This window comes from Caproiciproducens galactitolivorans, from assembly GCF_026672255.1.
GTDB classification, from domain to species: domain Bacteria; phylum Bacillota; class Clostridia; order Oscillospirales; family Acutalibacteraceae; genus Caproiciproducens; species Caproiciproducens galactitolivorans_A.
Window position 1 is genome coordinate 124353 of sequence record NZ_JAPOHA010000002.1, and the last position, 18485, is coordinate 142837.

21 protein-coding genes and 1 tRNA gene are annotated in these 18485 nt (G+C 46.0%); 18 read left to right on the forward strand and 4 right to left on the reverse strand.

Translation table 11 applies throughout. The annotated features are described in order from the left end of the window. The first annotated feature begins 18 nt into the window (after positions 1 to 18). The 4 genes from OUY18_RS02245 to OUY18_RS02260 are packed head-to-tail and all read left to right on the forward strand — an operon-like array spanning position 19 to position 5233. Positions 19 to 1551 carry an O-antigen polysaccharide polymerase Wzy family protein gene (locus OUY18_RS02245; RefSeq protein WP_268057085.1) on the forward strand — a complete coding sequence of 511 codons (1533 nt, stop codon included), beginning with the start codon at positions 19 to 21 and terminating at the stop codon, positions 1549 to 1551. Further along, on the forward strand, positions 1548 to 2768 hold the full coding sequence (locus tag OUY18_RS02250) for a glycosyltransferase (RefSeq protein ID WP_268057086.1): 1221 nt from the start codon (positions 1548 to 1550) through the stop codon (positions 2766 to 2768). The genes OUY18_RS02245 and OUY18_RS02250 overlap by 4 nt, the downstream gene beginning before the upstream one ends. Further along, on the forward strand, positions 2765 to 3937 hold the full coding sequence (locus OUY18_RS02255) for a glycosyltransferase (RefSeq protein ID WP_268057087.1): 1173 nt from the start codon (positions 2765 to 2767) through the stop codon (positions 3935 to 3937). The genes OUY18_RS02250 and OUY18_RS02255 overlap by 4 nt, the downstream gene beginning before the upstream one ends. A 33-nt stretch (positions 3938 to 3970) precedes the next feature. Continuing rightward, complete coding sequence (locus OUY18_RS02260; protein WP_268057088.1) at positions 3971 to 5233, forward strand: polysaccharide biosynthesis tyrosine autokinase; 1263 nt, start codon at positions 3971 to 3973, stop codon at positions 5231 to 5233. Positions 5234 to 5352: 119 nt separating this feature from the next. Here OUY18_RS02260 and OUY18_RS02265 read toward each other — a convergent pair whose 3' ends face one another. Beyond that, entirely contained in the window at positions 5353 to 6438 is a 1086-nt protein-coding gene (locus tag OUY18_RS02265; protein WP_268057089.1) for a radical SAM protein, read from the reverse strand. Positions 6439 to 6667: 229 nt separating this feature from the next. Next, positions 6668 to 6743 (reverse strand) — tRNA-Trp (locus OUY18_RS02270). A 212-nt stretch (positions 6744 to 6955) separates the two neighbouring features. Here OUY18_RS02270 and rpsU point away from each other — a divergent pair. The 9 genes from rpsU (at position 6956) to OUY18_RS02315 (ending at position 13863) form a co-directional block, all read left to right on the forward strand. Further along, entirely contained in the window at positions 6956 to 7132 is a 177-nt protein-coding gene (gene rpsU / locus OUY18_RS02275) for a 30S ribosomal protein S21 (protein ID WP_009060718.1), read from the forward strand. A gap of 93 nt (positions 7133 to 7225) precedes the next feature. Further along, the gene (locus OUY18_RS02280; RefSeq protein ID WP_268057090.1) at positions 7226 to 7741 is read left to right on the forward strand and encodes a YqeG family HAD IIIA-type phosphatase; all 516 of its coding nucleotides are present in this window, start codon (positions 7226 to 7228) and stop codon (positions 7739 to 7741) included. A 12-nt stretch (positions 7742 to 7753) separates the two neighbouring features. After that, on the forward strand, positions 7754 to 8191 hold the full coding sequence (gene aroQ / locus OUY18_RS02285) for a type II 3-dehydroquinate dehydratase (protein ID WP_268057091.1): 438 nt from the start codon (positions 7754 to 7756) through the stop codon (positions 8189 to 8191). A 78-nt stretch (positions 8192 to 8269) separates the two neighbouring features. Continuing rightward, positions 8270 to 8827 carry an elongation factor P gene (efp, locus tag OUY18_RS02290; RefSeq protein ID WP_268057092.1) on the forward strand — a complete coding sequence of 186 codons (558 nt, stop codon included), beginning with the start codon at positions 8270 to 8272 and terminating at the stop codon, positions 8825 to 8827. Between the two features lie 45 nt (positions 8828 to 8872). After that, positions 8873 to 9286 carry a CD1247 N-terminal domain-containing protein gene (locus OUY18_RS02295; protein WP_268057093.1) on the forward strand — a complete coding sequence of 138 codons (414 nt, stop codon included), beginning with the start codon at positions 8873 to 8875 and terminating at the stop codon, positions 9284 to 9286. Between the two features lie 126 nt (positions 9287 to 9412). After that, positions 9413 to 10459 carry an ABC transporter substrate-binding protein gene (locus OUY18_RS02300; RefSeq protein WP_268057094.1) on the forward strand — a complete coding sequence of 349 codons (1047 nt, stop codon included), beginning with the start codon at positions 9413 to 9415 and terminating at the stop codon, positions 10457 to 10459. Then, the gene (locus OUY18_RS02305) at positions 10434 to 11219 is read left to right on the forward strand and encodes an ABC transporter permease (RefSeq protein ID WP_268057095.1); all 786 of its coding nucleotides are present in this window, start codon (positions 10434 to 10436) and stop codon (positions 11217 to 11219) included. The genes OUY18_RS02300 and OUY18_RS02305 overlap by 26 nt, the downstream gene beginning before the upstream one ends. A gap of 14 nt (positions 11220 to 11233) precedes the next feature. Continuing rightward, positions 11234 to 11851, forward strand: coding sequence for an ABC transporter ATP-binding protein (locus OUY18_RS02310; RefSeq protein WP_268057096.1), 618 nt, complete (start codon positions 11234 to 11236; stop codon positions 11849 to 11851). A 101-nt stretch (positions 11852 to 11952) separates the two neighbouring features. After that, positions 11953 to 13863 carry a nucleoside-diphosphate sugar epimerase/dehydratase gene (locus OUY18_RS02315; RefSeq protein ID WP_268057097.1) on the forward strand — a complete coding sequence of 637 codons (1911 nt, stop codon included), beginning with the start codon at positions 11953 to 11955 and terminating at the stop codon, positions 13861 to 13863. A gap of 53 nt (positions 13864 to 13916) precedes the next feature. Here OUY18_RS02315 and OUY18_RS02320 read toward each other — a convergent pair whose 3' ends face one another. Beyond that, entirely contained in the window at positions 13917 to 14501 is a 585-nt protein-coding gene (locus tag OUY18_RS02320; protein ID WP_268057098.1) for a thymidine kinase, read from the reverse strand. Between the two features lie 126 nt (positions 14502 to 14627). Between OUY18_RS02320 and OUY18_RS02325 the strand changes: the two genes are divergently transcribed. From OUY18_RS02325 to OUY18_RS02345, 5 genes are all read left to right on the forward strand, one after another. Next, on the forward strand, positions 14628 to 15404 hold the full coding sequence (locus tag OUY18_RS02325; protein WP_268057099.1) for a polysaccharide deacetylase family protein: 777 nt from the start codon (positions 14628 to 14630) through the stop codon (positions 15402 to 15404). A 165-nt stretch (positions 15405 to 15569) separates the two neighbouring features. Then, on the forward strand, positions 15570 to 16379 hold the full coding sequence (gene pdaA, locus OUY18_RS02330; protein WP_268057100.1) for a delta-lactam-biosynthetic de-N-acetylase: 810 nt from the start codon (positions 15570 to 15572) through the stop codon (positions 16377 to 16379). A 104-nt stretch (positions 16380 to 16483) separates the two neighbouring features. After that, entirely contained in the window at positions 16484 to 16702 is a 219-nt protein-coding gene (locus OUY18_RS02335) for a hypothetical protein (protein WP_268057101.1), read from the forward strand. A 75-nt stretch (positions 16703 to 16777) separates the two neighbouring features. Next, a complete protein-coding gene (locus tag OUY18_RS02340; RefSeq protein ID WP_268057102.1) occupies positions 16778 to 17320 on the forward strand; it encodes a hypothetical protein in 543 nt (180 codons plus the stop codon). Between the two features lie 98 nt (positions 17321 to 17418). Next, on the forward strand, positions 17419 to 17616 hold the full coding sequence (locus OUY18_RS02345) for an alpha/beta-type small acid-soluble spore protein (RefSeq protein WP_268057103.1): 198 nt from the start codon (positions 17419 to 17421) through the stop codon (positions 17614 to 17616). Between the two features lie 54 nt (positions 17617 to 17670). Here OUY18_RS02345 and OUY18_RS02350 read toward each other — a convergent pair whose 3' ends face one another. Continuing rightward, positions 17671 to 18327 carry a pentapeptide repeat-containing protein gene (locus tag OUY18_RS02350; protein WP_268057104.1) on the reverse strand — a complete coding sequence of 219 codons (657 nt, stop codon included), beginning with the start codon at positions 18325 to 18327 and terminating at the stop codon, positions 17671 to 17673. Positions 18328 to 18485: the final 158 nt, after the last annotated feature.

Genomic DNA, 18485 nt, shown 5'->3' on the forward strand with positions numbered 1-18485 from the left:
CTTTAGGGAAGTGTGCCAATGATCAAAATAAAATCCGAAGATTTTTTAAGAGATACCATCCTTTTTGGGATTACAATATTATTAATGCTAACTTCGAATCTCCTGACCGTATTCGGGGTCTGGAACACTGCGGTTGACGTTCTGTTTTTTGCCATCCTGTTTTTGGATGTTTCGATTGCCGCCAGTCTGATTCATAACGTAAGGCGTGACCTTGCATTACTGATCTTTCTAATTACCTATAATGTATTGCTTATGGGCCGTGTGTTTACCTCCTGGTTTGGGTATCACCATAAGCTCCTTCTTCTTTTGGAAGCGGATGATTTTCAAAAGCTTTTTCAGTCGCTTCAACTGGTGGCTCTTTCGTTGTTCTGCGTTTATTGTGCTTATCGGCTGGCTGGGCCGATTTTTCACAAACGCGAAGCGAAAATTGAACGTCTTCATACCAAAGCGGTTTCTCAAAGCCAATTGGTTCCGATTATCCGTCAGTTGAGCGCAATTGTGCTGTATGTCAGTTCGGTTCCGTTTCTCTATATTCTGTTTAAAACGGCGCTGGCTGTTGTAAGGCACGGTTACCTTCAATCCTTCACAAGTACAACGGATGTGCCGTCCATTATCAGCCGGCTTTCCATGTTCTTTGTCCCTGCTTTTGCGGTCTTTCTTGCAACCCTGCCGAGCAGGAAACAGATCAAACTGCCGCTTGCAGTTTACAGCGTTTATATGCTTGCATCCCTCTTTACGGGCAGGAGAAATACCATTGTCTGTGAAGCGCTGATGCTTGCCTTTTACTTTGTCATGCGCGATTCGCTTTTGGAAAAGGACAAGCGGGTTCTGAAGAAGAGGACGGTAGCCTATGTTGGGGTGCTCGGCATCATTGCTATGTACGGTTTGCAGTTTTTGGCGCTCGTCCGTTCAGGGGCCGAAAATACCAAGCGCGGGCTGGGCGAGATGCTGGTCAGCTTTATCGATTCCCAGGGAGCGAGCTTCCGTGTCGTTGTGCAGACTGTAAACCATATTCAGTCGTTTAACCCTTCTACGTCTTATATGTATTTATTTTATCCGTTTGAGCTGTTCGTTCACAATAACGTTGTTACACGCACCTTATTTGGACTGACGCCGATTATTGAAGTACAGACTTCGGAATTCGTACAGACAACGCATAATTTCGGCCATGCGTTAACCTATATGGTTGACCCGGAGCGGTACCTTTCGGGCGGCGGCTTCGGTACCTCTTATGTAGCGGAAGCTTATGTTGCTTACGGGATTATAGGAGTAATTCTTGTAAGCGCAATGATCGGCCTGATTTTCCGCTTCTTCGCTTCTTTACTGACGTATAACTGGGTTGTGATTACCTGCGGTTTGCTTGCTGTTAAGAGCTTTGTGTATATCCCCCGCAATTTTGCATTCTTATGGGTGACCGAGGTATTCAACATCACTTACATCTGTTTCTATGTCGCGATTTATCTTGCGGCGCTGCTTATCGCAAAGGGAATGCATGTCCGAAAGACGAATATGAGCGCTCCCGAACCTCTTGCATTGGAGGAACAGATATGAAACTGCTGCTTTTGCTTACCACTTCTTTTCCGTACGACAACGGCGAAGAATTCTTACTCAATGAAGTAAAGTATATCCGGGGGTTTGATAAAGTATTGATCTGCCCCTGTAATTTAAAGAAGGATTCCGCAGTTACGAAAAAACTGCCGGATTTCGTTTCCTGCCATCCTCTGAAAACAACCGACAGCGGCAAGGGCGCATACGCTTCTCTTTTATGCAAGCCTTATATCTGGGGTGAAATGAACCGTTTGCTGAAATCCGGTTCGTTTACCACCGCAAAAGCGCATGAGATGCTTTTCTTTATGAAACGCGCATTTGAAATTTACGAAGCGCTTTCAAAAATAGAAGACCTCCGTTCGGCGGATGAAGTTACCATTTACAGCTACTGGCTGTTTGACGCGGCGGCGGCAGGCGTACTGCTTGCGAATGATTTAAAGCGACAGGGGAAAAAGGTATTGCAGATTTCCCGCGCCCACCGTTTTGATATTTACAATGAATTTGCAAAATACAATTATATTCCCATGCGAAAATTTATACTGGAGCATATCGACCGGGTATTGCCCTGTTCGGCTTCCGGTGCGGAGTATATCCGCGCACAGTTTCCGCAGTATGCCGAAAAAATCCAGCCCGCCTTTTTGGGAACCACCGATCACGGCGTAAAACAAGGCAGCAGGGAAAACGGGTTTCATATTGTTTCCTGCTCTTTTATGGTGCCGGTTAAACGCCTGCATTTGATCGTGAAAGCGCTGGAAAAAGCGGATTTTCCCATTCTGTGGACACATATCGGCTCCGGCCCGCTCAGCGACGAAATAAAGGCCATGGCCTCCAAGCTTCCTTCCTGCATTCAGACGGAATGGAAGGGGCAGATGGACAATGCTTCCATTATGAATTATTATAAAACCACCGAAATTTCCGCTTTTGTGAATGTAAGCGCCAGCGAGGGCATTCCGGTTTCCATTATGGAGATCAGTTCGTTCGGGGTACCGGTGATCGCAACGGACGTGGGCGGTACCGGGGAAGCCGTTCTTACCGGTGAAAACGGGTATCTTTTACCGGCGGATTTTTCGCCGGAGATGCTTTTGGCGCGGCTTCGCACGTTAAAGGAGCTTCCCGACGGGGAGTATGCGCGCCTGTGCCAAAACGCGCGCAGCCTGTGGGATGAAAAATTCAACGCGCAGCGGAATTACGAGAAATTTTATAAGGAGATCAATCAATGAATCTGATGTATCTCACTTTTCAGGAGGACGCTCCGCTGTATTTGGGTGTGAAAAATAAGATTGAAGGCCAAATCAGCGCGTTCGAAAAACTGGGTTATCAGGTAACCTGTTCCATGTGGCAGGACAACCGCTTTTGTTTCTTTGGAGCGGACTCTTTTCAAAGGCCGCTCGACCCGGCGAAAAGGCTTATGAAGCAGATGACATCCATTGCAAACGAATATATCGGCGGGCATCCTTTTGATGTGCTGTATCTGCGGCTGGACCGCGTTAGCTCCGATATGATTCAAATCTGCAAAACCGCCCGGGCGAATCATGTAAAAACCATCGCGGTGGAAATTCCGAATTATCCTTATTTAGCCGATTACATGCGCAATGTAAAATATGCAAAAACCCTTGGAACCAAAGTCAAAACCGCGGCGAAGGTTGCGGTAACGGCCGCGGACGACCGGCTGTCGGGCAGAAAGCTCAAGCAGTACGTCGATGCCGTTGTGCTGTATGGAAACAAGGCGGATTCTTTTTTCGGCGTAAAAGCGATGAACGGCGACAACGGGATTAACATTGACCGGATTGAGCCGATCCCGCATTGTGCGGATACCTCAAAAGATATCGCAATCCTCGGGGTGGCCGGTACGCTCTGGTGGCAGGGCTATGACCGGATTTTACAGGGGATGAGCACTTATAAAAAAAGCCGTTCCGACGGTCCGGCGCTGAAATTCGTACTGGTCGGCGGAGACAAAACGGAAATGCCCGAATTCCGCGCATTAGTGGAAAAACTGGGTTTATCCGAGGATGTAACTTTTTGCGGCTTTAAAAAAGGGAAAGAACTCTCCGATATTTACAAAACGGTGGATGTCGGCGCTTCCTCGCTGGGGTGTTACCGCAGGGGGCTGACGCGCTGTTCCTCCTTAAAGGCGCGGGAATACTGCGCTGCGGCGCTCCCGTTCCTGTATGCCTATGACGACGCGAAATTGAAAGAGGATACGCCGTTTGCCTTAAGGCTTCCGAACGACGAATCGCCCGTCAATATGGACAGGGTGGTTGAATTTGTTCAGCACTGCCGTAAAGACCCCTCCATTGCAAAAGAGGAACGCGAATTTGCGGAGAAAAATTATGACTGGAAAACAATTATGAAGCAGGTTCTTGAATTTGCCGGTGCTTCAATGAAATAAACTGAAAAAAGATTATAATTTGGAGGATAACATATGGAATTATTCGTAAGCTTTTCAGAGGTAATGGACTTTTTTAAGAAAACGAAACTTCGGTTTCTTATTGTGGTAGCGGTGTTTGGCATCGTATTCGGCTTGATGCCTCTTAAATTTGTTAAGCATGTTTATACCTGCGATACAACCATTGTGATATCCTGTGCGGTGCCGGAGAATGCACAGACCGATTACCGGCTCCAGTATACGAGCATTTTGAACAGCCGTGTGCAGACGGCGATCGCAATGGCTTCCAGCAAGGACATTATTACGCAGACGGCGCAAAGACTGAACCTTCCGGATAAAAAAGTGATCAGTTCGATTTCCGCTGTACAGGTGAATACCGCTCCGGTTATAAAGCTGTCGGCAAATACGCCGGACGCGGCGATTGCGGACCAGGTTGCGAATACCGCCGCGCAGGTTCTTTCGGAAAAGCTGACCGACGCGTTCCCGTCGCCTAAGTTAACGGCCATCATCAGCGACAAGGCGATACCGGCTGAAATCCAGTCCTACAAGGCGCAAATGGTTAAAGCCGGTTTATTGGGTTTGATTATCGGCTTTATTCTTTATGTCTGCTACGGTATTTTGATTGTCCTGACGGACAAGACAATCCGCAACAGCCATTATGTAAGCGAGGCTTTAAGAACAAAACTTCTTGGTACAGTACCGCAGGGCAATGATCATGCGAAAAAGGATGACAGCTTCCGGAAGCTGCGGGCGGCGGCTGAGCATAATGCCGCGGGCAAAAAGAGCTTCCTTGTGACCGATGTCTGCGAGCACAACGGCGCCGCTTCCGTAGCGGCAGGCCTTTCCCGCGCCCTTACCTTTTCCGGTAAATCCGTTCTGCTGATCGATGCGGACCTGCGTGACAGCGGAATCGCGAACATGCTGAAAACAAAGCCGGAGCATACCATTTCCGATGTTCTGAAAGGAACCTGCACGGCGGAACAGGCTGTTGCAAAGACCGGTGTTAGTGGTTTAAGCCTGATTTCCGGCTCCGACGCGGCGCAAAATCCGGCGGACTTGCTGTTCTCCGCGGAATTTAAAACGCTTGCAGAGGAACTTTCACAGAAATTTGATTATGTGATTCTCCATACCCCTTCGGAAGTCCGTTATCCGGATGCGGATAATATTGCGGGGCTTGCCGGGTCGGTTATTATGGTTGCCAAATATGGCTCAACGCCTTATCAGGAGTTTAAGGATTCCTTTAAACGTCTGGAATCGGCCGGCGGACATATTATCGGCTTTGTTACGACGGATGTCTGAAAACAAAGCTGCAAAGAAAATCAATTCTTAGAAAATCAATTCTTAAAATGGAAAAGCCTGAAAATCGCATCGAAGTGATTTTCAGGCTTCTTTGTATCGTATGGAAATGTGCGGCAGATTTAAGCTTGCGAAGCAAGGAGGTTCTTAACGGTATCCTGCTGTTCAAACAGGGTACAGCCGCCCTTGTGTTCCGCCTGTAGAATATCCCCTGTCTGCAATTTCTGAAACAGCGGCGACCGCAGCGCTTCGAGAAGCGAGTGGTCTTTCAGGCTTGTATCGGAGAACGGGGAAAACGGACAGGGTTCCGCTCCGCCCGCGGCGTTGATATGGAAGAATCCCCGGCCCGCCGCAAGACAGCCGCCGACGGCCTTTTCATCCCCGGGGAAAGACAGGAAAACCATATTTTCAAATGTGCTTTTCAGTTCGTTCTGGCGGGCGGAAAGCTGCTCCCGCTCTTCCTCGCTCAGGGTAAGCGATTCGGTGGACTCCTGTGCGGGCACATATTCTACGAATAAGACCAGCTTACAGCCCTTTGTATGAAGGCTTTCCAGAAACTCCCGGCTGGTAACCGTTTGCAGGTTTTGGGAGGTTACGGTGATGGAAACGCCGTAAAAAATCCCGTTCTCTTTCATTTGATCGATCGCGCGGTTCAGAAGAGCGGAAACGCCTTCTCCCCGCCGGGCGTCCGTTTGTACGGAGTTTCCCTCAAGGCTGAGAATCGGAATCAAATTTCGTTTGAAATAAAACAGTTTCAATGCTTTCTCATCGAATAAGGTTCCGTTCGTAAAGACCGGGAAAATAATATTTTGAAAAAGGGCGGCCGCCTGCAAAATATCCATCCGCATCAGCGGTTCCCCGCCGGCCAGAAGGATAAAGGAAATGCCCAGGTTCGATGCTTCCCGAAAGATTTGCTCCCATTTTTCGGCGGTTAACTCTTCGTGCGTATCCTTGCCGCAGGCTTCATTTGCCCGGGCGTAACAGCCTTTGCAGTATAAATTGCACTGTGAGGCGATGCTGGCAATCAGGAAGGGGGGAATGTGCCGCCCGGATTCTTCCGCTTTCCGCCGCTTTTTCGCCGCTTCGCTTTGCGATAATATAAATTTTGCTATAAACGCGCTTTCCAATGGATTCTGCACACAGGATTTCAAAGCCTGATGGATGATATTCTCCACTGCACTATTCAAATATTCTGTTAATTCATTCATTCAAATTTCCTTCTTTAAAGTAGTTTGCATTCCGTTTTCAAAAGAGCTTTTCGCTGTTTTTTCTTTCCGCATTCATATGATGAAAAAATAATATTTATCTTCTGCTATTGTAAGAAAGACAGGATTCAATTGGTGTAGAATTTAGAAAATTAAATATTTTTAGAGGCTTTTACATGCAAGTTATAAAAAAGCAAAGCCTGAAAAGCAAACGCTTTTCAGGCTTTGTGCTTGGCAGGGGCAGAAGGACTTGAACCCTCGGCACGTGGTTTTGGAGACCACTGCTCTACCAACTGAGCTATACCCCTATCTTTATTGCACCATATGTAAATTAAGCTGCGTTTAATATTCTATCATTTTCTGTTTTTTATGTCAATACTAAATTCCAGATTTTCTCTAACTTCTGCAAAGTTTAGCAGATTGGGCTTGACATATTCCGGCTCGGTATGTATAATTATTTTTATGTAATATGACTTACACGAATACCCCTGCCTTATGGCGGATGGGAGGGAAAAGATAAATGGCTGAGATTAGAATTAAAGACAACGAGTCCCTGGACAGCGCCCTGAGAAGGTTTAAAAAGCAGTGCGCAAGAGCAGGAGTCATTGCTGAGGTTCGCAAGAGAGAAGCTTATGAAAAGCCTTCTGTTAAGCGTAAAAAGAAATCCGAAGCAGCCCGCAAACGCAAGTTTAAGTAAGCTGGGACAGAAAAACAAATGTCATAGGAAAAGCGGGCTTTATTGCCCGCTTTTTTAGCTTGATTTTTCGTTCTGCGAAACGGAGGTATTGTTTTGGCACTATTTTTGCCTACCGCTGCTGTGGATAAAGTGCTGGATATTACTCCGAAACTTATTCACGCCATGAAAGCCCGCGCCATTATACTGGATGTGGACAATACGCTGGCCATTCATGGATCGCAGGAGCCGTTTAAAGGAACGATCGAATGGGCTCGTGCTATGCGCGAAAACGGAATTGATATCATTATCATGTCAAACAATTTTAAACGGCGTGTGGCGCCGTTTGCGGCGAAGTACGGGCTGCCGTTCATGTATCTTTCCTTAAAGCCTCTTCCGCTGGCCTATCACCGTGCAAAACGGAAGATGGGGGTAAAACGCAGCGATATTGTTGTTGTAGGGGATCAGGTTTTTACGGATGTGATCGGTGCAAATCTGTCCTTTATGAAATCAATCCTACTCGTTCCCACGGGCAAGGAGAAATCAATGTCCTTTGCCGTTCGTCGTTTTTTGGAAACTCCTGTTCGCTACATAATTAAAGCGACGAAACGTGGGAAAGAATACTTTGAATAAGGAGACGTTAGGATGGGCAAAAAAAGAGTACTCGTTCTTCTTGGGCCGAACCTGAATATGGTCGGCGTCCGCGAGAAGGGCGTTTACGGGGATGAAACAGCCGAAAGCATCCATCTTCAAATCGTTGAAAACGCAAAGAAATTAAATTACGACTGCGATATATACCAGTCCAACCACGAGGGCGATCTGATTGATAAAATCCACAGCGCGCGCGGCGTTTACCAGGGCGTTGTAATCAATGCCGGTGCGTTAACCCATTACAGCTACGCGCTTCGGGACGCCATCGCATGCGTTCGGATTCCTTTTGTGGAAACGCATATGAGCAACATCTATGCGCGCGAGGAGTTTCGCCATAAAAGCGTAATTTCGGAAGTGTGCGCCGGGCAGATTGCCGGATTCGGCAAAAACAGCTATTTCCTTGCGCTTGCCGCGCTGAAGGATCTTATGTAGTCTTTAAAAAATATCTTGAAAAAATATGTGAAATATTATAAGATATGAGATGGAAAAAAATTATTGGAGGATAAAACCATGATATCAGCAGGTGATTTTAGGAACGGCGTTACCTTTGAAATGGATGGCAACGTTGTATCCATTATTGAATTTCAGCATGTAAAGCCGGGGAAGGGCGCGGCTTTCGTCCGTACAAAAATCAGAAATGTTATTACCGGCAGTGTTACTGAAAGAACATTTAATCCGAATGATAAATATCCGACCGCTTATATCGAGCGCAAAGAAATGCAGTATCTTTACAGCGACGGCGATCTCTATTATTTCATGGACTCGGAAACTTTCGAGCAGACTCCAATTAATAAGAGCGTTTTAAGCGATAATTTTAAATTTGTTATGGAAAACATGATCTGCAAGGTTCTTTCCTATAAGGGCAATGTTTTTGGCGTTGAGCCGCCGAACTTTGTTGAACTCGAAGTTACAAAAACAGATCCGGGCTTCAAGGGCAATACCGCGACGAACGCATTAAAACCCGCTACGGTAGAGACCGGTGCGGAAATCAATGTTCCTCTGTTTATTGAGGAAGGCGAAAGAATTCGTATTGATACGCGCACAGGCGAATATATGGAGCGCGCGTAACCAACAATAAGCTTGTTAAACAAAGCGTTAAAAGGAGGCAAAATTATGACAAACAAAGAGAAGGTTTCCTACATTCGTGGACTAGCAGAGGGTCTTGAGCTTGATGAAAGCAAAAAAGAAGTAAAGGTTATCAATGCGATTATTGATCTGCTTGATGACATGGCTCTTTCCATTTCGGAAATGCAGGACAGCTTTGATGATATGACCGATCAGCTGGATGCGGTTGATGAAGATCTGGGATCTTTGGAAGAAGATTTCTATGAGGACGAGGAAGACGAAGAAGACGACGGGGAATGCTACTATGAAGTAACCTGCCCGAATTGCCAGGAGACAATCTGCCTGTCCGAGGATATTATTGAAGACGGCCAGATGGATTGCCCGAATTGCGGCGAAACACTGGAGTTTGACCTTGACGAGGATTGCTGTGACTGTGGCTGTGAAGACTGCGATCACGAATAATTCAGTATTTATGAATGGAAAAAGGGAGCACTGCGCGAGCAGTGCTCCTTCTGGCGATTAGCATTACCCTTTTGTATGTAAAAAAACAGGAAATGAATGCTTTTTGCCTGTGTAAAGAGGGATAAAATGAAATTAACAAAGAAAATAACGGCATTTTCACTTGCCGTATGTATGGCTGTAACTGTTTTCTCCGGCTGCGCGAAGACTTCTTCCCCGGCGTCAAGTCAGGCGGAGGCATCGAGCCGGCCTTCTTCCGGCGCGCAGTCCGCGCCGCAGCAGAAAACAACGATTAAAATTGCGGCGCTGAAAGGTCCGACCGGGCTTGGCATGCTTCAGCTTATGAGTGAAAACGATGCAAAAACGGCGACTGAAAATTATGAATTTACAATTGTAAATTCACCGGATGAAATCGTATCGAAAATCTCAAAGGGCGAAGTCGATGCGGCGGCTGTTCCCACCAATCTTGCGGCTGTGTTATACAACAAAACGGGCGGCAAGGTTCAAATGGCTGCGGTCAATACGCTTGGCGTTCTGTCGGTCTTAACAGACGGCGAAACCGTTCACAGTATAAAGGATTTAAAAGGGAAAACGGTCTATTCTTCCGGTCAGGGTGCTGTTCCGGAGTATGCGTTCAACTATATCTTAAAGCAAAACGGGCTGACGGTCGGCAAAGACGTAAAAGTAGAGTTTAAAGCGGAGCATGAGGAACTGGCTTCACTGGCCGCGACCGGGAAGGTGAAAATCGCCCTGCTGCCGGAACCGTTTGTTACCCAGGTGATGACGAAGAACAAAAACATGAAGGTTGCCCTGGATTTAACCAAAGAATGGGATGCCGCGTCGGCCGGGAAAAGCGTACTCACGATGGGCTGCTTAATTGTTCGCAAGGATTTTGCGGAGAAGAACAAAGCTGCTTTCAATGCGTTCCTGGACGAATATAAAAAGTCAGCGGAATTCACCAATTCCAATGTTGATGAAGAGGCTGCGTTATCGGAAAAGTATCAGATTATGCCGGCCGCGGTTGCCAAAAAAGCGATTCCCAACTGCAATATTGTCTATATCGACGGCAATGAAATGAAAACAAAAATTCCCGATTTCTTAAATATCCTATACACAGCCAACAAGAAGTCCGTTGGAGGGAACTTGCCGGGTGAAGACTTCTATTACGCAAAGTAAAGGGTTGTTCCGCTACAAAACAATAAGGAAGCTGTTGGCTGCCGTATTTTGGCTTTGTGTATGGCAGTTGATTTATTTCGCTGTTAAGCAGGAGATACTCATCGTATCTCCTGTTCATGTTTTGCAAAAACTTGCGGAGCTCTCCCAAGACAGCGTTTTTTGGCTGACCGCGCTGTTTTCCATGACGCATATTCTGGAAGGTTTTCTGCTGGGCGTTTTCGCGGGAAGCGTATTGGCTTTTCTAACATCCGTTTCCCGTATGCTGTATGATATTTTTCATCCGGTGATCAGTATCATAAAAGCGACGCCGGTCGCTTCCTTTATCATTCTCGCACTGGTCTGGATTCCTTCCGTCCATGTTCCGGCATTTATCTCTTTTCTGATGGTAACACCGATTGTCTGGGCAAATGTTTTTAACGGAATCGAGAAGACAGACAAAAACCTGCTGCAAATGGCTTCGGCTTATCGTTTTGGCGCTGTAAAAACGGTTCAGCGCGTTTATCTTCCATCCATTATGCCCTATTTTACGGCTGCCTGCACAACGGGGATGGGCCTTGCGTGGAAAGCGGGAATCGCTGCGGAAGTGCTGGCAAATACCCATTTATCCATCGGCGGTCAGATCTACAATTCGAAAATATATATTGAAACGGACAGCCTGTTTGCCTGGACGGTTGTGGTTATTGCCATGAGCGTGCTTTTGGAATGGCTGATGGTTCGTTTTATGAAAACCGCAGGACAAAAATATAATGTTGAACAATGATGGGAAAGTGCGAATTGGAAATCATCGACCTGACAAAAACATATGAAGGCAAAAACGTACTGGACCGTTTTTCCTTAACGTTGCCGGGGAAGGGGACAGTCTGCCTGTACGGCCCCTCCGGATGCGGAAAAACAACGCTTTTAAACTGTATTGCAGGGCTGGAGCCTTATGATTCCGGCAGCATTACGGGGACGGAAGACCTGAAAATCGCGTACCTCTTTCAGGAAGACCGTCTTTTGCCCTGGATTTCCGCTGCGGAAAATATTGCGGCCGTTCTTCGGGGAAGGAAAGAGCAGAATCGGGAGGAAGCCCGCAAATGGATGCGGCTTGTAGGGCTGGAGGGCGAAGATGAGAAACTGCCCGCCCAGCTGAGCGGCGGCATGAAGCGCCGCGTTGCCATTGCACGCACGCTTGCCTATGGCGGGAATCTTTTTCTTCTGGATGAACCCTTTCGGGCGCTTGACCCGGAAAGTAAGGAGCAAATGATCTCTTTAATGAAAAATAAAACCGATGATGCGCTGAAAATACTGGTAACGCATGATCTGCAGGAAGCCGAAATGCTTGCGGACGTTACCTATATTCTGAGCGGGCCACCAGTCAGGATTAATAAAAAAACAGTACGAAATTTGTAGAAAATTATGGGGTTAACCATTTCTTCATAATTTGTCTCTTTTATTCGTAACAGGTTTGTGCTATACTAAACCGGTTAAATTGTTATGGTAGGAGTATTCACATGAAGAATCAAAAAGCGACATTCGGAAAATCTTTTATACAAATTATAATAGATATCCTCTGCGTATTCTTTAGCTATTGGATTGCGTTTATTTTACGTTACGACGGTCAGATTTTTCCGCGTGACTATGACCTCGAATCTTTTCGGGCCTGGATGCCGTGGATTACGGTTATTTATATTGCCAGCTTCTTCCTGTTCCGTTTTTATTCAACGATGTGGCAGTTTGCAAGCCTGGATGAGCTTTTGCTGATCTTTTATGGGACAACCTTTGCGGCGCTGATTGTTACGATTACAGGCTTTGCCTTTTCGCAGCAAATATCGTGGCAGATTTTGCATGTACGGCGTTTCCCATGGGGCGTTTATATTATGGCATGGGTAATCGCCATCTTCCTGGTTGGCGCGTCCCGATTCAGTTTTCGACTGATTCGCCGGATGAAGCGAAAAAGCCAGATCAATAAGCAGGACAGCGAAGAATTCCACCGCGTTATGGTTATCGGCGCGGGGGAAATGGGTTCCATGGTTATCAAAGATATGAAGACCGCGCCGGAAAGCAAGGGGATTCCTGTTATCGCAATTGATGACGACCGGAGAAAAAGAGGAACCCGGATTCACGGCGTAAAAGTTGTGGGCGGCCGGGAAAGCATTCCGAAAATGGCGGCCCGGTATAACATCGACCAAATCCTGCTGGCGATTGCTTCCGCGAAAAAGAAGGACAAGCAGGATATCCTGAACATATGCTCTAAAACGGGCTGCCAGCTGAAAACCATCCCAGCGCTGTATGAAATCATTGAAGACAGCGCCGACCCGCTCAAAATCCGCGATGTGGATATTATCGACCTTTTGGGCAGGGACGAAATTCATTTAAATACGGATGAAATCAGCGGTTACCTGAAAAACAAGACCGTTCTGGTAACGGGCGGCGGCGGATCGATCGGCAGCGAGCTTTGCCGCCAGATCGCCTACTTCAATCCGAAAAAACTGATTATTTTTGATATTTATGAAAATAACGCGTACGATTTGCAAAATGAACTCCTGATGCGTTTCAAGCATTTGAATCTGGAAGTTCTGATCGGTTCTGTCCGTGACAAGGGAAGAATCGAGCATGTCTTTTCCGTTTGCAAGCCGGATGTCGTTTTCCATGCGGCGGCGCACAAGCATGTTCCGCTGATGGAAATGAGCCCGGGCGAAGCGGTGAAAAACAATGTTTTCGGTACGCTTAATGTCGCGCAGACATGCGACAAGTTCGGCGTAAAGCGCATGGTGCTGATTTCTACGGATAAGGCGGTTAACCCGACCAATATCATGGGTGCGACCAAACGCATATGCGAATTGATTATTCAGTATTACAGCCGGCACAGCAAAACGGATTATGTGGCGGTTCGCTTCGGTAATGTGCTGGGCAGCAACGGCAGCGTGATTCCTCTCTTTAAAAAGCAGATTGCGAACGGCGGCCCGGTTACCGTAACCCATCCGGATATCATCCGCTATTTTATGACCATTCCGGAGGCGGCCCGGTTGGTTATTCAGGCGGGCGGAATGGCGCGCGGCGGAGAAATCTTTGTTTTGGATATGGGCCAGCCTGTCAAAATCGTTGATTTGGCGCGCAATTTAATCCGTCTTTCCGGTTTGCAGCCGGACGTTGACATTAAGATCGTGTACACCGGCCTTCGTCCCGGCGAAAAGCTATACGAGGAACTGCTTCTGGACAGCGAAGGCGGATGCCAGAAGACGAGCCATGAACTGATTTACATCGGAACCCCGATTCCTTTTAATGAAGACACCTTTATCAGCCAGGTAGAACAGCTCAGAGCGGTTGCCGGCGTCGATAACGTAAAGATGATGGGTATTGTCCATGAGCTGGTGCCGACGTATTCCGGCCATGCTGAGGAAACGGATGCGCTCGCCAATTAAGTCTTGCTATTTTTGTACAGAAAACCCGCAGACAGTTTTGCCTGCGGGTTTGTTTATTTCTGTTCTGAATTTCGAATTACACCGGTTCGGTTGTTTTTCCAGCATTTGTAGCATAAACCGATATAGCTTTCATTTCCTCCCAACAGCACCTGCTCACCCTCCCGGACGATTTTTCCATTGCATATTCTGGCGTTCACTTCCGCCTTCCTTCCGCAGGTGCAGACCGATTTGATTTCCGTTAAAGAATCCGCGATTTCAAACAGCCGTTTGCTTCCTTCAAACATGTGCGTCTGAAAATCGGTCTTCAATCCAAAGCATAGAACAGGTACAAATTCCATCGCGATATCTTTCAGCTGATCGATCTGTATGCCGGATAAAAACTGTGCTTCGTCTATAATCAAAACATCGTACCGGTTTTTCAAATACCAGTCGTAGAGATTCATGGACTTATCAATGAGAATTCCGTTGTCCTTTAACCCGATCCTCGATTTTACAATTGTCAGGCCGTCCCGGTTATCGATGGAAGGCTTCATCAGCCCGACACGGTATCCTTTTTCTTCATAATTGAATTTTACCATCAATGCCTGAGCGGTTTTGCTACTGCCCATAGCGCCGTATTTAAAATAAAGCTTTGGCAATTTGATTCCTCCATTTTTGTTTGTCTCTTCATAGTATAGCATCCTTTTGTCCATTCGAAAATACCGGAGTTTTCCCGGATTGTTCCTTCTAAACGGCGCATATACATAAACTAAGGAGGCTGTATTATGAGAATTCTGATTCTAACGCGAAAAAGGATGCTGACGGTTCTTTGCTGTCTGCTTTGCGGCGTTCTGGCGGTTTTTCTTGCTTTTCAGGGCATAGCGGCGCTGACGGCGTCGTCCAGTAAGCGTCTCATTCCGATTTATTGTGTGAAAACGAACGAGAAGAAAGTCGCTATCTCTTTTGACGCTGCATGGGGAAATGAGCAGACACAGACATTAATTGATATTCTAAATAAATATCATGTAAAAACAACGTTTTTCGTGGTCGGCGCGTGGGTGGATAAATACCCGGAATCCGTAAAGGCGCTTACCGACGCCGGGCACGAGGTCTGCAATCATTCCGATACCCATCCGCATATGCCAAAGCTTTCCCGCGGTGATATGGCGGCCCAAATAACCAACTGTAATGAAAAATTAAAGAAAGCAGCCGGAAAGAGCCCTATCCTTTTCCGCCCTCCGTACGGGGACTATGACAACGCCTTGATGGAGACGGTGAAGTCGGTGAATATGTATTGTATACAGTGGGATGTCGACAGCCTAGACTGGAAGAATCCGGCGCCGGATGCCATTGTAAAGCGCGTTATGTCGCAGGTGAAGCCCGGTTCCATTGTTCTATTCCATAACGGCGCGAAAAATACGCCGACGGCTTTACCGTCTGTGATTGAAGCGCTGCAAAGTCAGGGGTATCAGATTGTTCCGGTGTCGCAGCTCATTTATAAGGACCATTACACAATCGACAGCTCCGGAATGCAGGTACCGGACGGAAATGCGTCAAATTGAAAAAAAGGCTTAAAAGAATACAGGAATCGAATCATAAAAATTGTCCTCTCAGCTTCCATTCTGAAAGGATGATTTTCTTTTTCTAAACGGTCAACGTTCAAAAACAGGCTGATCTTCTATGCAGGCCGATACTATATTTTACAACAAAGGCAGGTGTTCGATGCGATGTATATTACCATTCAGAAAAAACAAATAGCGATCGTATTGGGGTGTTTCGTTCTCCTTTTGGCAGCCATCCTGAAATTCAGCCGTCAGCAGCCGACAGCCGCTGTAGAAACTTTAGCCGCCAATACGAACTGGGGACTTGGCTTTGGAGAGAAAGGGAAACAGCCTACGGGCAATGCTTCCCCCGATTTTTTAAAGCAATATAACGCATACTATGTGGGAGCGGCGGATAAGAAAGTTATTTATCTGACATTTGACGCCGGGTACGAAGCCGGATATACGCCGGCAATTCTGGACGCGCTGAAAAAGCACAATGTAAAAGCAACCTTTTTTGTGGTGGGAAATTATCTGAATACAAGCCCGGATTTAGTGAAACGGATGCTTGCGGAAGGCCATATTGTAGGGAATCATACCAACACGCATCCGGATATGTCAAAAATTTCGGATATGGAATCGTTCAAGAAGGAAATTTCCGGGGTTGAAACGAAATTTAAAGAGATCACGGGGAAGGATTTGCAGAAATATTATCGCCCGCCCCAAGGAAAATACAGCGTCAACAACCTGAAACAAGCCAACGAGCTTGGTTATAAAACAATCTTCTGGAGCCTTGCCTACGTGGACTGGTACAGGGATAAGCAGCCTACAAAGGAGCAGGCGTTCGATAAACTCCTTACCCGAATCCATCCGGGCGCCATCGTACTGCTTCACAGTACTTCCAAAACAAATTCGGAAATATTGGATGAATTACTGTCCAAGTGGGAAGCTCTGGGGTATACCTTCGGAACCCTGAATGAATTGAGCGGAAAATAAATTGATCCTAGGTGGTCTTCGAAATCGGGTATCGGGCGGAAATCGCCGCATTGTAAAAAAACGAATTGTAAATTATAATGGTATCAAGGAAAAAAAGTGAGAAAATGGCCAGGATTATGGATATACGGAAATGCGACCGGGATATTCGGGTGAATAATAAGACCGTTATGGATGTCCACTACAATGATGAATATTTTTCCATGTGGGTATACAAAGCGGGGCAGGAGCGCGGGATGGATCTGTGCCCGCTCAATATTCAGCTGGATTCTGAAATGGCCGGGCGGCTGGTAAATTATCTGAATCTGTTTTTAAATAAAAATTAACAAATTTTATTGTTACATACTTTCCGCGCAACAGTAAATAATGTTTATAGAACTTACGGAAAGCGAGCGTAAACAATGATAAATATTATTTTGTGCGGCAAGCCGGTCGACACGACCGTATCATGCACGCTGCTTCCCACATTGGAAAGATACGGCGGCGTTCAGTACTTTAACGGAAAAAGCCTTGAACAATATGGAAGCGGGACCATAAAGTATCTTGTATATGACTGTGAAAACCTTCCGCAGATCAATTTTGAAAAAGGCATTATTCTGTTTAAAAACAGTTTTATTTCCTCAGAAAAAATGAATATACCGAATGGTTTTTTATGTATTCTCGAAATGAAAAATTCCCATGCCGCGGAAATCCTGAACGGTACTGGAGCCGCGGCAATCACCTGCGGAACGAGTTCAAAAGACACGCTGAGTATTGCGGGACTTGATGAAGCAAGCGCCACGCTGAGCCTTCAGAGAAGCGTACGGACGGTTGAAGGAAAGATTCTGGAGCCCCATGATTTTACGGTAAAGCTGCTGTCACAGCTAAGCCCGACCCGGATTCTGGCCGTATGCGCCGCATTGCTACTTTCAGGGGAAGATTCGTCACTGGAATATGTCATTTAATTTTCAATAAATTTACACTCATAAATGCTTTTAAGATACGCAAAATAGAAATGCAAACGCAAGACAAACAAATTTGAAATTTAAGGAGTGTTTTGATTATGCCTTCTAGAAGTAATAGAAGTGTTGTCCCTGAAGCAAGAGCAGCCCTTGATAAGTTTAAGATGGAAGCCGCTTCTGAAGTTGGCGTTAACTTAAAGCAAGGTTACAACGGCGACTTGACCTCTAAAGAGGCTGGTTCTGTCGGTGGCCAGATGGTCAAAAATATGATTAAGAGCTACGAGCAGGGCATGAAGTAAATTCCCTAAAATGAAGCGTCACGCCGAAAGGCGTGGCGCTTTAAAATTTGCCTGTCATTCGTGTTTAACGATTACGCCTAACAGGCCGATTAAATCCGCTGCCTGAAACATATTGATAATAGCGCCCTTTAGCTCAACGGGCGGGGCCGACACGATCGGCGCGGTAAATTCATTGTTGGTAAAGTCTACGGTAGCCAACATGGTTTTGAAAAAGTTATTCTTCACAAATTTGGATTCCCTTGCCGCAAATTTTTTCAGCTTGGTTTCTGCCATCGACGATTCTGTAAAATCGATGTGATCGAATAAGACGTCCGTTAATTTCGCTTTATTAAAATACGAAAACTGAAAATTTGATTTTTCAAAAGTTCCTTGTTTTATAATCGTCTCATTCATATCTACGCCGATGCATTTACAGGAACCGAACCGGCATCGTTCAAAATAAGCGCCCGTAAATTTACTGTTTGACAGATCGCAGTTTTGAAAGAGAACATCCGTAAAACTTGCATTTTCAAAATTGCAATGATGAAAGACGCAATTTTCGAAGATACAATTTTTCACTTCCATTTTAAAAAAATCCATGCTTTCGATTTGCTCTTTCGCGCATTTTATTTCCGAAACCGGCCGTTCTTCCAACAGGCGGCCTTGGGCAAAGGAAGAAAAGTCATCAACCGGATGGAGCTCTTTTGCTGTTTGTGGCTGTATGATATTCATATTACGATTCCTTTTGTAAAATTATTTTGCTATAGCTGAAAATTTCCTTATACGCAAAATGTTTTTCTGTCTTTATATTACAAAGTATACAATACGTTATTCGCATAATCAAGTTGGATTCGTTTCAGAAAAATACTTTATAAAAAGGAAGGAGCAGA